Raw genomic sequence first — 19,987 nt, forward strand, 5'->3', positions numbered from 1 at the left:
CTCAATAACGTGCCGGGCATGTCGTCAAGCGTTGAGCGCAAGCGAATTCGAAAGTCACCGGCCGCCAGACGTGCGGAAATCGTTGCGTCGGCCGCCTCGATTGCGCTTTCCGAAGGTCTGGAGGGCATCACGCTGCGGCGCATCGGCGAGGAGCTGGATGTCCGGCCGGGGCTCGTGAGTCACTACTTCCCCTCGGCGGAGGAGCTGGTCGCGGAGGCGTTCGGCACGGCGGCGACGGCGGAGCTCGACGCGCTCATCCCGGCGGAGCGCCCCGACGGCACCCCGACGGAGCATCTGGCCCGCTTCCTGGCGCGGACGACGGGCCATCCGGCGTGGGACGACATCAGCGCCCTGTGGATCAACGCCCGTCACCTCAGCCGCTACCGCCCGGCCCTGCGCGAACAGGTCGCGCACCAGGAGGCCGGCTGGCGGGCCCGCCTCACCGGCCTCCTCGCGGACGGCGTCGACCGCGGCGAGTTCCGCACCCCCGACCCGCTGATCGTCGCCCTTCAGATCCTGGTCGTCCTGGACGGCCTGAGCGCGGACGGCACCCTGACCCCGGACGAGGTGCCACCGGCGGTGGCGAGGATGGCGATCACGCTGGCGGAACGCGAACTGTCCCTGGCGCCGGGGACGCTGGGCGCCCCGTAAGGGGCGCGGGGAACTGCGCGAGCAACCACAACGCACGCGACAGCCGCCGAAGAACAGAACTCACCACCCCCGTAGGCGAAGGGGGCGCGGGGAACTGCGCGCCCAGCCACGGACCACCCGCACCCGACACATCCCGCGGAGCCCCATGCACCCCCAACTCGCCCTGCTCAACGCCCACCTCCTGGACCCGGCAACGGGCGGAGCCCTCCCGCACACGGCCCTGGCCGTCACCCAGGACGGCCGCATCGGCGCCCTTGGCGACGACCAGCAGATCCGCGCCCTCGCGGGCCCGGCGACCACCACCCTCGACCTCAAGGGCGCGACCGTCACCCCGGGCCTCGTCGACGGCCACATACACCCGACCCACGGCGCCGAACTCACCCACGGCCTCGACCTCTCCGGCTGCGCGGGCCTGGACGACGTACGGGAGGCGCTGGCCCGGCACAAGAGGACCCTGGCGCCCGGGGCGTGGCTGCACGCCTGGGGCCTGGACCCGAACGTCTTCGGGGACCGCCCGGTCGAGGCGGCCGCCCTGTCCCCCGTGCTCGACGACGTCCCCGCGCTGCTCCTGCTCTTCGACGCCCACTCGATGCTGGCGAGCCCGCGCGCGCTGGAACTCGCCGGGGTCGACGGCCCGCGCACCTTCGACCAGGCCGCCGAGGTGGTCTGCGACGACCGGGGCCGGCCCACGGGACTGCTCCTGGAGGACGCGGCCTGCGAACTCGTCGAGCGGGCCGCGCCGCAGCCGACCCGCGCGGAGCGGCGCGACCGGCTCGCGGCGGCGCTGCGCGCGATGGCGGCGGCGGGTCTGACCGGCGGGCACGCGATGGACGCGAACGGGGACAGCCTCGACCTGTACCGGGAGCTCGACGACGCCGGCGAGCTGCCGGTGCGGCTGCGCGTCGCCCCCTGGTGCCAGCCCGGCGCCGACGCCGACGCGCTCCGCGCGCTCATCGAACTCCAGGGCGCGGGCGGCAGGTTGTGGAACGTCGACGGGGTCAAGCTGTTCATGGACGGCACCATCGACAACGGCACGGCCTGGCTGGAGCGGCCCGACTGTCACGGTGAGTCGACGCACGCGTTCTGGCCGGACCCGGCCGCGTACACGCACGTCGTCGGTGAACTGCACCGCGCCGGTGTGCCGACGGCCACGCACGCCATCGGTGACGCGGCGGTCCGGCACGTGCTCGACTCGGTGGCGAAGGCGCGGGCCGGGGCGCCGGGGGCCGTACGGCACCGGGTCGAGCACATCGAGACCGTGCCCGACGACACCGTGCGGCGCTTCGCCGAGCTGGACGTCGTGGCCTCCATGCAGCCCACCCACTGTTGCGACTTCACCCGCGCCGACCACAGCGACAACTGGTCGCGGCGGCTCGGCGAGGAGCGGGCCGGGCGGGCGTGGCGCTGCCGCGATCTGTGGGACGCCGGGGCGCGGGTCGTGCTCGGCTCGGACTGGCCCATCGCCCCGTATCCGCCGCTCGACGTCATGGCGGGGGCCCGTCACCGGCGGCCCAGCCGCGATCTGTCGCTGCCGCCGCACGGGCCCGAGCAGGCGCTGACCGGGGCCGAGGCGTTGCGGGCGATGACGGTCAACGCGGCGTACGCCTCCGGTGAGGAGGGGGTTGCCGGGCGGATCGGGGTGGGGTTCCGGGCTGATCTCACCGTGTTCGGCGGGGATCCTGTTGCTGTTTCCGCGCTTGAACTGCCGGGACTTCCGGTGCGGTTGACGGTGCTGGACGGGAGGGTGACGTATCGCGCCGCCGATCTTTAGGCGTGGGCGCCGCGGGGGCCAGGGGTGCGTTGGCGGGTGCCGGTTTCGTGGTGGCTGAGCGCGCAGTTCCCCGCGCCCCTGAAGGGGCGCTCGGTCACGCGCCCCCGTTGCGAGCCGCGGCCGCCGCCTCCAGCAGGTCCCAGCCGTTCAGCTCGACGGGACCCCGCTGTTCCGGCTGCCACCCGCGGGCCAGTGCCACGTCGAGGAGGGCCCGGACTGCGCCCGGCTCGTGCAGGTTCAGGTCCGCGCCTCCGACGGCGCCCACGTCGCCGGAGCCGAAGGGGGCGCCGCCCGGGACGTACCGGGCGGGGCCCTCGGTGAAGACGATGCGCAGCGGGCCGCCGCTGCCGGCCGGTTGCGGGGACAGGGTCAGGGTCTGGCGACAGTCCACGGACCGGCCTCGGGCGTCCTTTCGGTGGCTGTGGCGCAGCGTCCACATGTACAGGCGCCCGTCGGCGACCAGTTGACGGGGCTTGTTGGCACGGCGAGGCATACGGGCGAGGGTACGCGGCGGCCCGATGCGCGAGCCTCTCAGGCGTGATGCGGGTCGTCGTACTCAGGGATCGACCCGTCCGCCTTCTTCACCAGGAACAGCCCCGCCATGCCCATGTCCGAGTGGCTCTGGACGTGGCAGTGGTACATCCATGCCCCGGCACCCACGCCCTCCCCCGCGACGATCTGGAATCCGAACGAGTCGGCCGGGCCGCAGATCTTGTTGTCGAGGACCTGGGTGGGGTCGTCGGGGCCGGTGAGCATGCCGGTGCGGTTGTCCGCCCAGCGGTGACCGTGCATGTGGAACGTGTGGTAGTACTCGCCGTGCGTGATCATCACGATCTCGACGCGGTCGCCCACGGTGGCCTCGAAGGTGGGCGCTTCGTGGGCGGCCTTGTTGTTGATCGTCATGTCGTTGAAGACGATGGTGAAGGTCTTTCCGGGGTCGGGCAGGATGTCGCCCTTGCGGCGCACGATCACCGGACCGTAGAGGCCCTTCTTGATGCCGCCCGTGCCGTGGTCGGTGCCGACGACGTGGTCGTGGTAGTGCCAGTAGCCCGCCGTGCCCGACCGCCACGTGCCGTCCTTGCGGCGGCCCGGCGCGTGGGTGCGCCAGGTGTAGGTGCGGGTGCCGCCGGGCTCGACGTGGCTGCGGTTCATCCGCGTACCGTCGCTGGAGATCTCGTAGTCCATGCCGTGAACGTGCAGACTCGCGTCGACGTCCGTGAGGTTCTCGAACTCGATGTGCAGGGTGTCGCCCTCGTTGAGTTCGATCAGCGGTCCCGGGACCGACGCCTTGCCCTTCTCGAAGCCGTATCCGAGCTGGCCGTCCGCCAGCTTCTCCGCGTACATCTTGATCCGTCTGACCTCGCCGCCCGCCGGAGCGGTGCGCGGCGGGGTGTCGGCGCCGGCCGCGGGCGGGGCCGAGGCTCCGATCGACAACGATGTCACGCCGGCCGTCGCCGCCACCGCGCCGCCGATGAGCATGCGGCGGCTGAGCGCGCGCCGGTCGCTTTCGCTCGCCCGGTTGGTCTCTTCGTGTTCCGTCACGGCCAACTCCATAGCCTCGTACGGGCATTCACGTCACACAGAGCATCGCGCCGATCACCGTAGCGACGTGATCTTCGTTTATCCACACTCAGGACAAAGTTCGTGCCATTGCGGTCATACCTATTGGCGCGCCATGAAAAGAGGTCTAGCTTTCACCGCGCTGTTGCTGTGTCCGACGAGGGGTGAGTGAACACATGCGGCGCTTACCGCATCAAAAGCCTTGGCCCGTACGAGAGTTCAGAGCAGGCAGGCGCAGACGCGCCCGGATCCTGGCCGGAGGTGTCGCGGCCGGTGCGCTCGCCGCGGGACTGCTGGGCATGCCGAACGCCACCGCACAACCGGACCCGGCCGGGCCCGCGACAACGATGTCCGTGAAGTCGCCGCCCGGCGGCGCCACGGTGCGGGTCCTGGTGTTCTACGGGTCCGCGGCGGGCGGCGACGAGTCGCCCGTGGTGAACGCGGGCATCGAGGCGATCGAGAAGATCGGCGCGTCCGGGCCCGCAAACCAGCGGTTCACGATCACGGCCACAGACGACGCCTCCGTCTTCACGAACGGCACCAAGATGGGGCGCTTCAACTCCGTGGTTTTCCTGACCGGCGGCGGGGACGTCCTCGACCCGGACCAGGAAGCGGGTCTCGAGTCCTACATGGAGGCCGGCGGCGGTTTCCTCGGGGTCCACGACGCGGCGCGCGCCGAGCCGTACTCGGACTGGTTCACCGGTCTGGTCGGCGCCCGGCCCGCGGCCTCGTCGCCCACCGCCGCGCAGCGGGCCACCGTCGAGGTCGGCGACCGGCAGCACCCGGCGACGAAGGACCTGCCGGCGCAGTGGAAGCGGCCCGACCAGTGGCTGAACTGGGCGAAGAACCCGTCCGGGGACGTGCACACGGTCGCGCGGGTGCGCGAGTCGACGTACAAGCCGGGGGACGGCGCCAACGGCGGCGACCACCCGGTGAGTTGGTGCCGTGACTACGACGGCGGCCGGTCCTTCTACACCGGCATGGGCGGGACGGCCGCCAGCTACGACGAGACCGACTTCCGCGACCACCTGCGCGGCGCGCTCCTGTGGACGACGCGGCTCGTGCGGGCCGACTGCAAGGCGACGATCAACGGCAACTACAAGGCCGAACGGCTGACCCAGCCCAACCAGGCCGGGCAGAACGACCAGATCGGCGAGCCGCACGGCCTGGTGACCGCGCCCGACGGGCGGATCCTCTACATCGGGCGCGGCGGCGCGGACTCCGCGCAGCCGGTCGTCACGGACTGGAACGACCCCGACGTCGGCAAGGGCAAGGGGCAGATCCACGTCTACGACCCGAAGACCAAGAAGGTCACGCTCGCGGGCGAGTTGACCGTCTTCGGGAACAAGGGCGGCGGCGACGAACTCGTCAAGGTCGAGGAGGGGCTGCTCGGTATCGAGCTGGACCCGAAGTTCGAGCAGAACGGGTGGGTGTACCTGCACTACACGCCGCACTCCCAGCTCGACCGGGACAAGCAGATCGCCGAGCGCCGGGTGTCGCGGTTCACCCTCGACCTCACCACCGACAAGCTGGACCTGAGCAGCGAGAAGGTGCTGCTCAAGTGGCCGGTGCAGGTGCACAGTTGCTGCCACGCGGGTGGCGGTCTCGCCTGGGACTCCAGGGGGAACCTGTACATCGCGACCGGTGACAACAACTCCTCGCAGTTCAGCGACGGTTACTCGGGCAACAACCCGGAGCCGAACTACAAGGGCATGTCGTTCGCCGACGCGCGCCGCACCGCGGGCAACACCAACAACCTCAACGGCAAGATCCTGCGCATCCACCCGGAGGCCGACGGCACGTACACCCTGCCGGAGGGGAACCTCTTCACCGGCAAGGAGACGGCCGAGGGCGGCGGGAAGACACGCGGCGAGATCTATGTGATGGGCGTGCGCAACCCGGCGCGCATCTCCGTCGACAAGAAGACCGACACCCTGTACGCGGGCTGGGTCGGCCCGGACGCCGGTGAGCCGTCGACGACCTGGGGGCCGGCGAAGTACGACACGTTCGCCGTGATCACCAAGGCGTCCAACCGCGGCTGGCCGTACTGCATGGGCAACAAGCAGCCCTACCGCGACCGCAATCTCCCCGACCCGAGCAAGCCGCTGGGCTGGTACGACTGCGACCACCCGAAGAACGAGTCGCCGAACAACAACGGTCTCGTCAACCTGCCGCCGGTCACCGGGAACAACATCTGGTACTCGCCGCAGGGCGGCGCCCCGGACTACCCGCGCGACGCGAACGGCGTCCCGTCCTACAAGAAGGACGAGGCCACCTATCTGCTGCCGTGGCTGAAGGGCGGCGGCCAGGCGGCCATGGACGGGCCGGTGTACCGGTACGACGCGTCGATCCCGAACGCGGACAAATGGCCGGGCTACTGGGACGGCAAGTGGTTCGTCGGGGACTTCTACGACTCCGACCAGCCGCGCAACGCCGTCGTGATGGACCCGTCCACGCAGGGCGACGGCGGACTTCCCATCCACTCCGAGTCGCTGAAGAAGATCGTCCCGGTCGGGAACGACGGCATCAAGAACCTCATGGACTGGAAGTTCGGTCCCGACGGTGCGCTGTACGTCCTCGACTACGGGCGCGGCTTCTTCACCTCCGACTCCAAGTCGGCCCTGTGGAAGGTCACGTACACCGGTGGCGAGCCGACCCCGGCGGCCGATCAGCTGGCCAGGAAGGGCTGACCCATGCGCAGAGACAGCAGTAACCACAGGGGCAGGCGCCCCAGACACCTGATCGCCCTGCTCGCCTCGCTCCTGATGCTCCTCGGGCTCGGTGGCACCCAGGCCGCGTACAGCCAGCCGGTGCCGTCGGACGCGGCGGCCGAGCAGGTGCTGACGTGGACGGCGGGTGACGACATCACGAAGTACGCGTCGGCGCCGACGACCGCGGTCGCGGGCAAGGCGACGATCGTCTTCGAGAACAGCGCGGCGACCGGCAACACCACAGGGATGCCGCACACGTTGACGTTCGACGTGTCGGATCCCGAGTACAACAACGACGTGCCGGTCAACATCATGGCCAACCCCAACGACGACCAGGGCGGCAAGCACTCCGTCGAGGTCACCCTCTCCCCCGGCACGTACCGCTACCACTGCACGATCCCCGGCCACACCAGCATGACGGGGACCCTGGTGGTGACGGACGGCGGCGGCGGTGACGACACGGACGCGCCGGAGACCTCCGCCAAGGCGGAGGGGCAGACCAACGCCGACGGCGCGTTCGTCGGCTCGGCGTCGGTGACCGTGTCGGCGACCGACGCGGGCTCGGGCGTCGACCGGATCGAGTACGCCCTGGACGACGGCGCCTACACGCCGTACACGGCGGCGGTGGTCGTCGACCAGGTCGGCGCGCACACCCTGAAGTACCGGGCGACCGACAAGGCGGGCAACACCGCCGCCGAGAAGTCCCTGGAGTTCACGGTGGTGGCGCCGTCGACGGACGACACGACACCGCCGGAGACCTCGGCGACGGTGACCGGCGACAAGGACGCCGACGGCGCCTACCTGGGGATGGCGACGGTCACCGTGACCGCGTCCGACACCGGTTCCGGCGTCAACACCATCGAGTACGCGCTCGGTGCGGACGGCGCCTGGCAGCCGTACACCGCGCCGGTCATGGTGCACGACCCGGGCGCGTACACGGTGCGCTACCGGGCCACCGACAAGGCGGGCAACCAGGCGGCCGAGAAGTCCGTCGACTTCAAGGTCGTCGAACCGCCCGCGCAGGACACCACCCCGCCGTCCGTGAGTCTCGCGGTCGCCGGCGACAAGAACTCCGACAACGCCTACGTCAACAGCGCGAAGCTGACGCTGACGGCGACGGACGACGACTCCGGGGTCGACAAGGTCGAGTACTCGCTCGACGGCGGGCCCTATCTCGCGTACACCGCGCCGGTCGTGGTGGACCGGGTGGGCGCGCACTCGGTCGCGTACCGGGCGAGCGACAAGGCGGGCAACACCGCCGCGGCGCAGACCTTCGTGTTCGCGGTCGCGTCGGGCGGCGGGGTGCCCGCACCCAACTGCCCGGAGTACGACGAGCGGTCGACGGTGTTCGTCGGGACGACCGACACGGGCATCCCGAACCGGGTCACCAACAACCGTTGCCGGATCGGCGAGTTGATCGAGGACGAGAAGGAGTGGACGTCGCACGCGCTCTTCGTGAAGCACGTGAAGACGGTGACGGACAAGCTCCTCAAGGAAGGCGTCGTCGACCAGCGCGAGTACAACAAGCTGAACAAGGCGGCGAAGGCGTCCTCGATCGGCAAGCCGGGCCAGACCGACGGCTACACGAAGATCCTGGACGGCACGCAGGCGCAGTTCGACAAGTGGGAGCAGGTCGGCGGCGGGAAGTTCACGCTGAACGCCGACGGCTCGATCACCAGCCGCACGGACGTCGAGGGCATGGGCATGCTCTGGTACCCGCAGCGCAAGTACGCGAACTACTCGCTGAAGCTCCAGTGGCGTGACGACGCGCCGGGCACGGGCAACGCCAACGGCGGTGTGTTCGTGCGCTTCCCGTGGGTGCACGACAACCCCGAGGAGCCGAGCCCGGAGTGGGTCGCCATCAAGTACGGGCACGAGATCCAGGTGCTCGACAAGCCCGACGGCGACATGTACAAGACCGGTTCGGTCTACGGCTTCGACCGGGTCGGCCTCGCGGGCGCGGGCGTCACCCAGAAGGGCACGTGGAACGACTACGAGGTGAAGGTGGTGGACCAGCACTTCTCCATCTACCGCAACGGCGTGCTGCTCAACGAGTTCGACAACACCGGTGGCCAGCTCTTCGAACCCCCGCGGGGCGACGACCCGGGCACCGACGGCCGGCGCTACTCCTCCGGCTATGTGGGGCTCCAGGTGCACAGCACGTCGGACGTCGTCTCGTACCGGGACGTCCGCGTGAAGGAACTCCCGTAGAGGAACTCCTTTAACAGGCAGGCGAGTCGAGCCGGGTCAGTCCTCGTGTCTGGCCCGGCTCGGCTGTACCCGCTTGGGCTCGCCCGGCATCTTCGGGTACTCGGGCGGGTACGGCAGATCGCCGAGACCGCGGTCCTTCTCGTCGCGGTCGGCGAGTTCGAGGAGGGCGTCGAGCGAATGCCGCTCGGCGTCCATGTCCGCGTGGACGTCACCGACCTCGGCGTACCGCTTGGGCATGGAGACGATGTCGAAGTCGCGGGGCAGCGCGTCGCCGAGTTCGTCCCAGGTCAGCGGGGCGGAGACCGGGGCGTTCGGGCGGGCGCGGACCGAGTAGGCCGAGGCGATCGTGCGGTCTCTCGCCGTCTGGTTGAAGTCGACGAAGATCCGCTCGCCGCGCTCCTCCTTCCACCAGGCCGTGGTGACGGACTGCGGCATCCTGCGCTCCAGTTCACGCCCGCAGGCGATCGCGGCGCGCCGCACCTCGGTGAAGGTCCAGCGCGGCTCGATGGGCACGAAGACATGCAGTCCGCGCCCGCCGGAGGTCTTGGGCCAGCCGCGCAGTCCGCCGAACTCGTGCAGCACGGCGCGCAGTTCGCGGGCGGCGTGCACCGCGTCGGCGTACCCGGTGCCGGGCTGCGGGTCGAGGTCGATGCGGAGTTCGTCGGGGCGGTCGGGGTCGGCGCGGCGCACGGGCCACGGGTGGAAGGTGAGGGTGCCGTACTGGGCGACCCACACCACGGCGGCGATCTCGGTGGGGCACATCTCGTCGGCGGTGCGGCCGGACGGGAAGGTGATGGTGGCCGTCGGGATCCAGTCGGGCAGGTTCTTCGCGGCGCGCTTCTGGTAGAAGGACTCGCCGGTGACGCCGTCGGGGTAGCGCTCCAGCGTGGTGGGGCGGTCGCGCAGGGCGCGCACGATGCCGTCGCCGACCGCGAGGAAGTAGTTCGCGAGGTCCAGCTTCGTGTATCCCTTCCCGGAGGTGCCACCGCCGTCGGGGAAGAACACCTTGTCGGGGCTGGACAGCCGCACCGTCCGACCGCCCGCTTCCAGCTCCACTGCCGCGCCCTTGCTGCCCATGGCCCCACGCTAGGCCGACCGGACGTAGCGCGCATACCGGGCGATTCATTGCCGTACGGGACAGAATCGGTTCATGGATCTTCCCGTGATGCCGCCGGTCCGGCCGATGCTCGCCAAGTCCGCCACCCGGATTCCGGCCGGGATGCACTACGAGGCCAAGTGGGACGGCTTCCGGGCGGTCGTCTTCCGCGACGGCCCCGAGATCGAGCTGACCAGCCGCACCACCAAGTCGCTGACCAGGTATTTTCCCGAGCTGGTGGCGGCGCTGGCCGAGCGGCTTCCGCAGCGCTGTGTGCTCGACGGGGAGATCGTGATCGCGCGGGACGGGCGGCTGGACTTCGACGCGCTCAGCGAGCGGATCCATCCGGCGGAGTCCCGGGTGCGCACCCTCGCCGAGCGCATCCCGGCCTCGTTCGTGGCCTTCGACGTACTGGCGCTCGGCGACGAGTCGCTGGTCGACACCCCGCTGGCCGAGCGCAGGCGCCGCCTGGAGGAGGCCCTCGCGGACACCTCGGCACCCGTGCACGTGGCGCCCGCGACGACCGACGCCGAGCTGGCGGGACGCTGGTTCGAGCAGTTCGAGGGCGCGGGCCTGGACGGCGTCGTCGCCAAGCCGCTGGACCTGCGCTACCGGCAGGACCAGCGCCTGATGATCAAGATCAAGCACGAGCGGACGGCGGACTGCGTCGTCGCCGGATACCGCTTCCACAAGAGCGGCCCGGTCGTGGGCTCGCTGCTGCTCGGCCTCTACGACAACGAGGGCGCCCTCCAGCATGTCGGGGTGTGCGCGGCCTTCACCATGAAGCGGCGCACGGAACTGGTCGCGGAACTCGAACCGCTGCGCATGGACGATCCCGCCGGGCACCCGTGGGCGGCCTGGGGCGACCAGTCCGCCCACGAGGGGAAGCGGATGCCGGGCGCGACCAGCCGCTGGACGGGCAAGAAGGACCTGTCCTGGGTGGCGCTGCGGCCCGAACTCGTCTGCGAGGTGGCGTACGACCACATGGAGAACGGGGCGCGCTTCCGGCACACGGCCCGTTTCCGCCGCTGGCGCCCGGACCGGGAGCCCGAGAGCTGTACGTACGCGCAATTGGACGAGCCGGTGACGTTCGATCTGGCGGACGTGCTGCGCTGACCCGGGGCGCTGTCCGGATCTCGCGGGGTGAGCGGCGGCCCGCGATGGGTAGGCGGGGTACGTGAACGAGATGCGCGGGATGCGCAGGCGGGGATTCGTCATCGGTGCGCTCGGGGTGCTGGCCGCGGCCTGCAAACCCACGGGCACGCAGCCCGGCGGCCAGGAGTCCGGGCGCCCGGCCGTCCTCGCCGTGAAGGTGGACAACGTGGGCGCGGCCCGCCCGCAGACCGGTCTGGAAGACGCCGACATCGTGTACGCGGAGCAGGTGGAGGGCGGGCTCAGCCGGCTCATGGCGGTGTTCGGGACCCGGGTCCCCGACGTCGTGGGGCCGGTGCGCAGCGCCCGGGAGACCGATCTGGATCTGCTGCGCCAGTTCGACGAGCCGACGCTCGCCTACTCGGGGGCGCAGGGCAAGCTCCAGCCGCTGATCGACGCGGCGCCGCTGCGGTCGGCGCCGCAGGGCGCGAAGCCCGCCGCGTACTTCCGGGGCGGCGGGAAGCCCGCGCCGCACAATCTGTACCTGCGGCCCGGCAGGCTCGGCCGGACGACGTCCGGGACGAGTGCGGGGACCGCGGCAGGCTTCCGGTTCGCCGCGAAGGCGCCCGCGGGCGGGCAGCCGCGCACACAGCAGACGGTGCGCTTCCCCGCCGCCCGGTTCACCTTCGACTGGTCCGCGGGGCAGGGCCGCTGGTTGGTGGGCATGGACGGCCGGCCCGCGACGAACGCGCAGGGTGCGCGGCTCGCGGCGCCGACGGTCGTGGTGCAGTACGTCGACGTGGAGCCCTCGCGCTTCCACGACGTGAACGGCAGCACGTCGCCGCTGTCCCGGACGGTCGGTTCGGGGCGGGCGCTGGTGCTGCGGGACGGGCGGGCGTACGACGCGCGGTGGTCGCGGCCGGGAGCCCGGGGCGGCACCACGTTCACGGCGGCGGACGGCGGCGGCCCGCTGCCGTTCGCACCGGGGCAGGTGTGGGTGGTGTTCGCCCGGAAGTAGCCCCGCGCAGGTGGGGCCCGCGCGTCAGCCGTGCGTCCCCACGACCGCTTCCTGCGGGCGGCGCAGCCCCTCCGCCGCGTCCGCCACCCGTTGGATGAGGTCGAAGAACTGCGCCTGCTCCGCCGCGTCGAGCGGCGCCAGAAAGATCTGGTTCATCCGGGCCGTGCGCAGGGTCAGCTTCTTGTGCGCGCGCAGGCCCTCGGGCGTCAGGCGCAGCAGCCAGCGGCGGCCGTCCTGCGGATCGCGCTCTTTGTCGATCAGCTCGCGCCGGGTGAGCCGACTGATCACCTCGGCGATCGTGGACCGGTCGAGTCCCACGCGCTCGCCGACCGTGCGCTGGTCCAGGCCCGGCTCGGCCACCAGCGCGTTCAGGACCGCGAACTGCGGTGACGTGATCTCCTCGGAGACCATCGTGTTCCACAGCAGATAGTGCGCCTGCTGGAGCCGTCGGGCGAGGTGCCCGGGGTGGCTGCTCAGGTCCACCGCGACCATCGCGGACCTCCGGTCTGCGTCGGATTTACGTGAGTGTACTGAGCAATGCTAGACCCTTGACGGCTCTCGTACCCAGTGGCAACGTGTCGCTCGTTCAGGAAATGCTCAGTGCGCTGAGCATCTCGGGAGCCGGTCGGCCGGGCCCCGCCCCCGCAACCCTCGCAGCCCCGTACGGGAACATCAGGAAGGCCACGCACTCCCATGACCCTCACTCAAGCCGACATCGACGCCGAGATCGCGGCCGAGCACGCCGCGTACGAGAAACGGGTGGCCGGCGGGGCGCCCGTCGAGCACCACCCGCGCCGGGACTACGCGCCCTACCGCTCCTCCACGCTGCGCCACCCGAAGCAGCCGCCGGTCGGCATCGACGTCTCCAAGGACCCGGAGCTGGTGGAGCTGGCCTCCCCCGCCTTCGGCGAGCGCGACATCACCGAGATCGACAACGACCTCACCCGGCAGCACACCGGCGAGCCGATCGGTGAGCGGATCACCGTCTCGGGCCGCCTGCTCGACCGCGCCGGGCGTCCGCTGCGCGGCCAGCTGGTCGAGATCTGGCAGGCCAACTCGGCCGGCCGCTACGCCCATCAGCGCGAGCAGCACGACGCCCCGCTCGACCCCAACTTCAGCGGTGTGGGGCGGGTGCTGACGGACAATCAGGGCGGCTATCACTTCACGACGATCCAGCCCGGCCCCTACCCGTGGCGCAACCACGTCAACGCCTGGCGGCCAGCCCACATCCATTTCTCGATGTTCGGCTCGGCGTTCACCCAGCGGCTCGTGACGCAGATGTACTTCCCGAGCGACCCGCTGTTCCCGTACGACCCGATCATCCAGTCCGTCACCGACGACGCGGCCCGGCAGCGGCTGGTCGCCACCTACGACCACGGCCTGTCGGTGCCGGAGTTCTCCATGGGCTACCACTGGGACATCGTGCTCGACGGTCCGCAGGCCACCTGGATAGAAGAAGGGCGCTGAGCAGACACCATGACGAAGATCGACACGAGCGAGCCGGAGCAGGTGCTGCCGACGCCGTCGCACACGGTCGGCCCGTTCTACGGCTACGCGCTGCCGTTCCCCGGCGGCCCCGACATCGTGCCCCCGGGCGACCCGAACGAGGTCGTGGTGCGCGGGTACGTGTACGACGGCGAGGGCGCCCCCGTGCCGGACGCGCTCCTGGAGACATGGGGCCCCGACAGCGAGGGCGAGCTGTCGCGGACCGACGGCTCGATCCGGCGCGACCCGGCGACCGGCGGCTATCTCGGGCGCAACGGCTGGGAGTTCACCGGCTGGGGCCGCAGCCAGACCGACGCGGGCGGGCAGTGGTACGTGCGGACGAGGTGGCCGGGAGCGCGCGGCGACAACGCCCCGTACCTCAGTGTGTGCGTGTTCGCGCGCGGACTCCTCGTCCATCTGTACACGCGGATCTACTTCCCGTCGGACGACGCCGCGCTCGACGACGACCCGCTGCTCGCGCGCCTCGACGCGGAGCGCCGCGACACGCTGATCGCCCGTCCGCAGGCCGACGGCACGTACCGTTTCGACGTGCGCCTTCAGGGCGAGGGCGAAACGGTCTTCCTGGAGTTCACGTGACGTTGTTCGACCCCGGCAGCGAGGACGCGCCCACCGAGCGCACCACCTCGGAACAGGCCTTCCTCCAAGCCCTGTTGGACGCGGAAGCGGGCCTGACCAGGGCCCAGTCGGCGCTCGGGCTCGCGCCCGCCGCGGCCGCCGAAGCGGTGACCGCGGCGGCCGTGGCCGGCCGTTTCGACGTACGGGACCTCGCGCGGCGGGCCCGCTCCGGCGGCAATCCGGTGATCCCGCTGGTCGCCGATCTGACGGCGGCGGTGCCGGTGGAGTGCGGTGCGTACGTGCACCGGGGCGCGACCAGCCAGGACGTGCTCGACACCGCGCTGATGCTGGTCGCGGCACGGACGCTCAGCCTCGTGACCGCCGAACTCGACGAGACCGCAAAGGTGTTGGGGCGGATCGCGGCCGAGCACCGGGACACCGTCATGCCGGGCCGGACGCTCACCCAGCACGCCGTGCCGACGACGTTCGGACTGAAGGCGGTCGGCTGGCGGTCGCTGGTGCTCGACGCGCGGGACCGGCTGCGGGCGCTCGTGCTGCCGGTCCAGCTCGGTGGCGCGGCGGGGACGCTGGCGGCCTTCGAGGCGTACGGCGCCCCGGACCCCCTTGCTCTCGTGGACGCGTACGCGGAGCAACTCGGCCTGGCCGCGCCGGTGTTGCCCTGGCATGTGCTGCGGACGCCGGTCGCCGATCTGGCGGGCGCGCTCGCCTTCGCGGCGGGCGCGCTGGGCAAGATCGCGGCGGATGTGCTCACCCTGTCCCGTACGGAGATCGGGGAGCTGGCCGAGGGCTCGGGCGGCGGCTCCTCCGCCATGCCGCACAAGGCGAACCCGGTGCGGTCCACGCTGATCGCCGCCGCCGCCCGGCGGGCGCCCGGCCTCGCGGCGACGCTGTACGGGTCGCTGCCCGCCGAGGACGAGCGGCCCGCCGGCGCCTGGCACGCCGAGTGGGCGACGCTGCGGGAGCTGCTGCGGCTGGTCGGCGGCGCGGCGCGGGACACCGCCGAGCTGACGCGCGGTCTCGTCGTGCGCGGCGACGTGATGCGCGAACACCTGGGCCTGACCGGGGGCGCGATCGTCTCCGAGCGGGTCTCCGCCGAGCTGGCCGCGCTCGTGGGCCGGGCGCGGGCGAAGGAGTTGCTGGCCGCTGCCGCCGCGTCGGCCCGGGAGCGCAGGGGTTCGCTGCGGGAGGCGCTCGCCGACGAACCCGAGCTGAAGAGCGTCGACGTCGGGGCGCTGCTCGATCCGGCCCGGTACGTGGGGGCCGCGGGGCTGCTGGTGGACCGGGCGCTGACCCGGATGTGAGCCCGCCGTCCGCCACAACTGCCCTCATCGCCACTGGAGTTCACCATGAGTCGTCTTCTGCACCACCACGCGGAGGGCTCCCCCACCGCGCCCCCGCTCCTCCTCGGCCCCTCCCTCGGCACCTCGCTCGCGCTGTGGGACCAGGTGGCGCCCGAGCTGTCCACGGCCCATCGCGTCGTGCGCTGGGACCTGCCCGGGCACGGCGGTTCCGACGCGGACCTGATCGAGGCGGGCGCCACCGTCGGTGATCTCGCCGAGCTCGTGCTGGCGCTCGCCGACGAGCTGGGAATAGGCCGGTTCGCCTACGCGGGCGTCTCGCTGGGCGGCGCCGTCGGGCTGCACCTCGCCGTGCACCATCCTGAGCGGGTCGGCAGCCTCGCCGTGCTCTGCTCCTCCGCGCACTTCGGCGGGCCCGGCCCTTGGCAGGAGCGGGCCGAGCTCGTCCGCCGGGAGGGCACGGGCGGGGTGGCCGAGAGCGCGCCGACGCGCTGGTTCACCCCCGGGTTCTCCGCGCCGCGCCTCGTGCAGGACAACCGCGACGCCTCCCCCGAGGCGTACGCCGCGTGCTGCGACGCGCTCGCCGCCTTCGATCTCCGCGACCGGCTGCGGGACATCACCGTTCCTACGCTGCTGATCGCCGGGCGCGACGACCCGGCGACGCCGCCCGCGCATCTGCGGGAGATCGCCGACGCGGTGCGCGGGGCCGAACTCGTGGAGTTGTCCGGCGCCTCGCATCTGGCCGTCGCCGAGCGCCCGGAGGCGGTGCTCGGGCTGCTCCGCTCCCATTTCGGGCAGGGGGCCCTGCGCGGTATGGAGGTGCGGCGCCAGGTGCTGGGGGACGCGCACGTCGACCGGGCGCAGGAACGGCAGACGCCGTTCACGGCCCGGTTCCAGGACTTCATCTCGCGTTACGCGTGGGGGGAGATCTGGACCGACCCGACGCTCGGGCGGCGCGAGCGCAGCATGATCACCATGACCGCGCTGGTCGCGCACGGCCACTATGACGAGCTGGCCATGCACATCAGGGCCGCCCGCCGGAACGGGCTCACGCCGGACGAGATCGGTGCCGTGCTTCAGCAGTGTGCCGTGTATGTGGGGGTTCCGGCGGCCAACTCGGCGTTCGGGGTGGCCCAGCGGGTGCTCTCCGAGGAGGCCGGGTAATTCTGGGGGCCGCTGGCGGGTGCCGGCCGCGCCGTGGCTGATCGCGCAGTTCCCCGCGCCCCTGATCGGGTAGTCGGTCGGGTGCGGACCGGTGGCCGCTTCTCGCGCAGTTCCCCGCGCCCCTGATCGGGTTGTCGTTCGTGCGACGGCCGGTGGCCGCTTCTCGCGCAGTTCCCCGCGCCCCTTATCAGGTAGTCGGTCGTCCGCGGGCCAGTTGCCGCTTCTCGCGCAGTTCCCCGCGCCCCTGAGATGCGCACTTCGTGCGCCATCTCATCAGAGGGGCGCGCCGCCCACCCTTCAGAAGAAGCGGGCCATCGCCCCTCAGGAGAGGCGCGCCCCGTCCTTCATCTTCTGAGGCGCGCGAAGCGCAGCCTCAAGGGGAGGCTGCGCGGAGCGCATGCCTCAGGGGCGCGGGGAACTGCGCGAGAAGCCCCACCGGGCCGCAGACGAACGACGACCCGTGAAGGGGCGCGGGGAACTGCGCGAGAAGCCACGGCGAGAGGGGCGCTCAGTGCAGCCCGCGCCCCGTCTCCAACACCTCCCGCGCCCGGGTGGCCAACCCTTCCGCCCCGCACGAACGGGCCAACTGCAACCCACGATTGAGCTCGGCCCGCGACCGCGCAGCGATCCCGTACTCGACCCGCGCCAGAGCGTGTTCATACGCGCTCGGCGACGCTTCGAGGTACGTCACCGCCTTGGCGTACAGCGTCAGTTGCCGCTGCCCGGTCTCCAGGGAGGCCGCACAGCGCAGGGCCTCCCCTATGGCCGTATCGGTGCCGAGCCGCTCCGCCTGGACACGGGCCTGCACCGCGAGTTCGTTGGCGCGCCGGGGATCGGTGTCGGCGACGGCGCGGGCCAGGTCGCAGGCCCACGAGGAGACGATGGTGTTGTGCCCGCCGCGGGCCTGCGCGGCCTTGCTCGCCGCCTCCAGTTCGCTGATGCCCTCGGCGGTGCGGCCGATGGCGAGCATGAGGCGGCCGCGCACGGAGTACGCCTCGGGGAACAGGATCGTCGACGGGTAGGGCGGCGCGTAGTCGTACCGCTCGGCGATCTTGAGGGCTTCGTCGGGCCGGCCCCGGGCGAGCAGCGTGTCGATGAGCTTGCCGGCGGCGTCCCAGTGCATGGGCAGCCCGCGGCCGACGCGGTCGGTCAGCCGCAGCGCCTCCGCCTCGGTGAGCCGGCCCCGCCTGCGGTGGACGTACCCGGCGAAGGCGTGGGCGACGGCGAGGTGTCCGCCGCTCCAGCCGGCACTCTCGTACGCCCGGATGCCCTCCGCGAAGAGGCTCTCGGCGCGGTCGAGACGGTCGGAGAAGATGTACGAGAACCCGAGGGCGATCAGGATCTCGAAGCTCCACTCGGTGTCGGTCCAGCCGAGCCCGGGCGCGAGGCGGCCGTTGACCAGGGCGCGGTCGCAGTGCTCGGCGACCTCCTCGGCGTTCTCCCCGCGGTTCATCATGTCGAAGGCGCGCAGGATGAGCAGCACCCGCTCCGCGTTGTCCCGGCCGGTGACCCGGGCGGCGAGGTCGGCGAGCCTGCGGGAGCGGCCGGGGGCGTCCGACTCGCCGTTGTAGATGCTCTCCCAGAAGAACCGGCTGGCCTGGAGCCGCAGCCGCTGCGGGCCCTGCTCGAGCTGCTGGGACTCGGCGTCGATGAGGGTGAGCGCGTCGGCGAGCTGGTCGTTGTGGACCAGGGCCTGGGACATCCGGCACACCGCGTCGACGCGCTCCTCGCCGTACAGGCCCGGCGTGGCTTCGAGGGCGGCGCGCAGGTGCCGGACGGTGGTGGCCGGTGAGGTGAGCAGCGTGGCGCAGCCCAGCTCGTACTGCACGTGCGGCCACAGCTCGGGCAGCGGCGGTTCCTTGAGCGCGCGCTCCAGACAGCGGCGGGCCGCGGCCGGGGCACCGACCGCGAGATGTTCGCGGGCGGCGGCGCGCAGCTGCTCGACGAGTTCGGGGTCGTCGTCGGGGTGCACCTCCAGGAGGTGCCGGGAGGCGGCGGCCGGGCCGTGACCGGAGGCGGTGACCGCCCAGGCGGCCTGGCCGTGCATGGCGGTGCGGGTGGCCGACGGGATCGACTCGTAGACGGCCGTGGCGATCAGCGGGTGCACGAACTCCAGGGTGCCGACGTCGCCGTAGGTGCCGTCGGTCAGGATGCGGGCGGTGCGCAGCCGGTCGGCGCAGCGGCCGGCCTGCTCCGGATTCATCCCGGCGAGGAGGGCGGCGAGGCCCGGTTCGATCCGGGTGCCGAGGACGGCGGCGGCCCAGGCGAACCGGGTCGCATCGGTGCCGAGTCCTTCGAGCCGGGTGACGAGGCCGCGGCCGCGGGCCGTCTTGTTCAGCGCGCGCAGTTCGCCGGCGCGGGACTCCTCGGGCTCCATCCCGGCGTCCTGCACCTTGGCCAGCAACTCGACCGTCTCGTACGGGTTTCCGCCGGTGACCGCCCACACCTCGCGGCAGAACGGATCGTCGGCGTGCGGGCCGAGCGTGGCCCGGGTCAGGCCCGCCGTGGCGTCCGGGCTGAGCGGGCGCAGACGGGACGTGCCGGGGCGGGCGGCGAGCGCCACCGCGTCCAGGCAGGCGGCGACGGCCTCGCCCTCCGGGTCGCGCTGGGCGACGACGACGAGGACCGGCAGATCGTCGAGCCGCTCGGCGAAGGCGACGAGCCACTCCAGGGTCTCCAGGTCGGCCCAGTGCGCGTCGTCGATGAGCAGCACCAACGGCCAGTGCAGCCGGGCCAGTCGGGACACCGCGGCGACCAGGCCGTCCCGCACGCCCTGCGGGTCCGCCTGCCGCCCGGTGGGCTCGGCTATGCCGAGCGCGGGGCCCGCGATGTCGTACCAGTCGCCGAAGTACTCGCGGGACTCCTCCTCGGAGAGCGCGAGCAGCGCGGGCTGCAGCAATTGCCGTACGACGTTGAACGGAACGGAGGTGACGGTCTCGCCGCCCCGTGCGGACCACACGGTGGCCCGGCCCTGTGTCAGCCGGCGTACCTGGTCGAGCAGGGCGGTCTTGCCGATCCCCGCCTCTCCCCGGTAGACGACGAGGCTGCCGGACGAGGCGGCGTCCGCGCACAGGTCGTCCAGTGCCCTTGCGGCGACGTCCAGTTCGGGCTCCCGCTCCCACAACTGGGGCCCACAGGAGGCGGCGTCGGCGTGCCGTCCCTGAGTCATCCCGCACCCTCCCGGTGTCGTGCACGCGGATCGGCCGTCGCCGGTCGACCGCGTACCGATGATGTACTGGTCACGAGAGTAGTGCGCGCCGCGCCGCCGTGGTGAGGGGTTGGCGAGCCGGTCACAAATGGTCGGAGCCGGTGATCCGGCGGGCCCGGACGGGC

The 19,987-nt window shown here is 72.0% G+C and carries 15 protein-coding genes; 10 read left to right on the plus strand and 5 right to left on the minus strand.

The window, feature by feature from the left end; translation table 11 throughout:
• The first annotated feature begins 18 nt into the window (after positions 1-18).
• Positions 19-651: a TetR/AcrR family transcriptional regulator gene (locus ACFVDP_RS06430; protein ID WP_383484106.1), complete on the plus strand. Its 633-nt coding sequence runs from the start codon at positions 19-21 to the stop codon at positions 649-651.
• Between the two features lie 145 nt (positions 652-796).
• Positions 797-2,422, plus strand: coding sequence for an amidohydrolase (locus tag ACFVDP_RS06435; protein WP_383484109.1), 1,626 nt, complete (start codon positions 797-799; stop codon positions 2,420-2,422).
• Positions 2,423-2,516: 94 nt separating this feature from the next.
• Here the strand turns inward: ACFVDP_RS06435 and ACFVDP_RS06440 are convergent, their stop codons facing one another.
• Together ACFVDP_RS06440 and ACFVDP_RS06445 are read right to left on the minus strand one after the other, a co-directional pair.
• Positions 2,517-2,915 carry a hypothetical protein gene (locus tag ACFVDP_RS06440; protein WP_383484112.1) on the minus strand — a complete coding sequence of 133 codons (399 nt, stop codon included), beginning with the start codon at positions 2,913-2,915 and terminating at the stop codon, positions 2,517-2,519.
• A 38-nt stretch (positions 2,916-2,953) separates the two neighbouring features.
• Positions 2,954-3,901 carry a multicopper oxidase domain-containing protein gene (locus tag ACFVDP_RS06445; RefSeq protein ID WP_383484398.1) on the minus strand — a complete coding sequence of 316 codons (948 nt, stop codon included), beginning with the start codon at positions 3,899-3,901 and terminating at the stop codon, positions 2,954-2,956.
• A 380-nt stretch (positions 3,902-4,281) separates the two neighbouring features.
• Between ACFVDP_RS06445 and ACFVDP_RS06450 the strand changes: the two genes are divergently transcribed.
• The gene (locus ACFVDP_RS06450; RefSeq protein WP_383484115.1) at positions 4,282-6,672 is read left to right on the plus strand and encodes a ThuA domain-containing protein; all 2,391 of its coding nucleotides are present in this window, start codon (positions 4,282-4,284) and stop codon (positions 6,670-6,672) included.
• Between the two features lie 3 nt (positions 6,673-6,675).
• On the plus strand, positions 6,676-8,904 hold the full coding sequence (locus ACFVDP_RS06455) for an OmpL47-type beta-barrel domain-containing protein (protein WP_383484118.1): 2,229 nt from the start codon (positions 6,676-6,678) through the stop codon (positions 8,902-8,904).
• 36 nt (positions 8,905-8,940) lie between these two features.
• Here ACFVDP_RS06455 and ligD read toward each other — a convergent pair whose 3' ends face one another.
• Positions 8,941-9,981: a non-homologous end-joining DNA ligase gene (gene ligD / locus ACFVDP_RS06460; protein ID WP_383484121.1), complete on the minus strand. Its 1,041-nt coding sequence runs from the start codon at positions 9,979-9,981 to the stop codon at positions 8,941-8,943.
• Positions 9,982-10,054: 73 nt separating this feature from the next.
• On the opposite strand from ligD, the gene ACFVDP_RS06465 reads away from it, so the two are divergent.
• The gene (locus ACFVDP_RS06465; RefSeq protein WP_383484124.1) at positions 10,055-11,116 is read left to right on the plus strand and encodes an ATP-dependent DNA ligase; all 1,062 of its coding nucleotides are present in this window, start codon (positions 10,055-10,057) and stop codon (positions 11,114-11,116) included.
• 70 nt (positions 11,117-11,186) lie between these two features.
• Positions 11,187-12,110 carry a DUF3048 domain-containing protein gene (locus tag ACFVDP_RS06470; protein WP_383484401.1) on the plus strand — a complete coding sequence of 308 codons (924 nt, stop codon included), beginning with the start codon at positions 11,187-11,189 and terminating at the stop codon, positions 12,108-12,110.
• A gap of 24 nt (positions 12,111-12,134) precedes the next feature.
• On the opposite strand, the gene ACFVDP_RS06475 is transcribed toward ACFVDP_RS06470, so the two are convergent.
• Positions 12,135-12,602 (minus strand): MarR family winged helix-turn-helix transcriptional regulator, encoded by a 468-nt coding sequence (locus ACFVDP_RS06475; RefSeq protein ID WP_383484127.1) that lies wholly within the window; start codon positions 12,600-12,602, stop codon positions 12,135-12,137.
• Positions 12,603-12,803: 201 nt separating this feature from the next.
• Between ACFVDP_RS06475 and pcaH the strand changes: the two genes are divergently transcribed.
• Genes pcaH through pcaD form a run of 4 tightly spaced genes read left to right on the plus strand, consistent with a single transcriptional unit; the run spans position 12,804 to position 16,654 of the window.
• Complete coding sequence (pcaH, locus tag ACFVDP_RS06480) at positions 12,804-13,577, plus strand: protocatechuate 3,4-dioxygenase subunit beta (protein ID WP_383484130.1); 774 nt, start codon at positions 12,804-12,806, stop codon at positions 13,575-13,577.
• A 9-nt stretch (positions 13,578-13,586) separates the two neighbouring features.
• Positions 13,587-14,192: a protocatechuate 3,4-dioxygenase subunit alpha gene (gene pcaG, locus ACFVDP_RS06485; protein WP_383484133.1), complete on the plus strand. Its 606-nt coding sequence runs from the start codon at positions 13,587-13,589 to the stop codon at positions 14,190-14,192.
• Positions 14,189-15,493, plus strand: a complete 1,305-nt coding sequence (gene pcaB, locus ACFVDP_RS06490; protein WP_383484135.1) for a 3-carboxy-cis,cis-muconate cycloisomerase — start codon at positions 14,189-14,191, stop codon at positions 15,491-15,493. Before pcaG ends, pcaB begins: the two co-directional genes overlap by 4 nt.
• 45 nt (positions 15,494-15,538) lie before the next feature.
• A complete protein-coding gene (gene pcaD, locus ACFVDP_RS06495) occupies positions 15,539-16,654 on the plus strand; it encodes a 3-oxoadipate enol-lactonase (protein WP_383484139.1) in 1,116 nt (371 codons plus the stop codon).
• Positions 16,655-17,162: 508 nt separating this feature from the next.
• Here pcaD and ACFVDP_RS06500 read toward each other — a convergent pair.
• Entirely contained in the window at positions 17,163-19,823 is a 2,661-nt protein-coding gene (locus ACFVDP_RS06500) for an ATP-binding protein (RefSeq protein WP_383484142.1), read from the minus strand.
• Between the last annotated feature and the right edge of the window lie 164 nt (positions 19,824-19,987).

The sequence above is a fragment of the Streptomyces sp. NPDC057694 genome (genome assembly GCF_042799415.1).
In the GTDB taxonomy this organism is placed as follows: domain Bacteria; phylum Actinomycetota; class Actinomycetes; order Streptomycetales; family Streptomycetaceae; genus Streptomyces.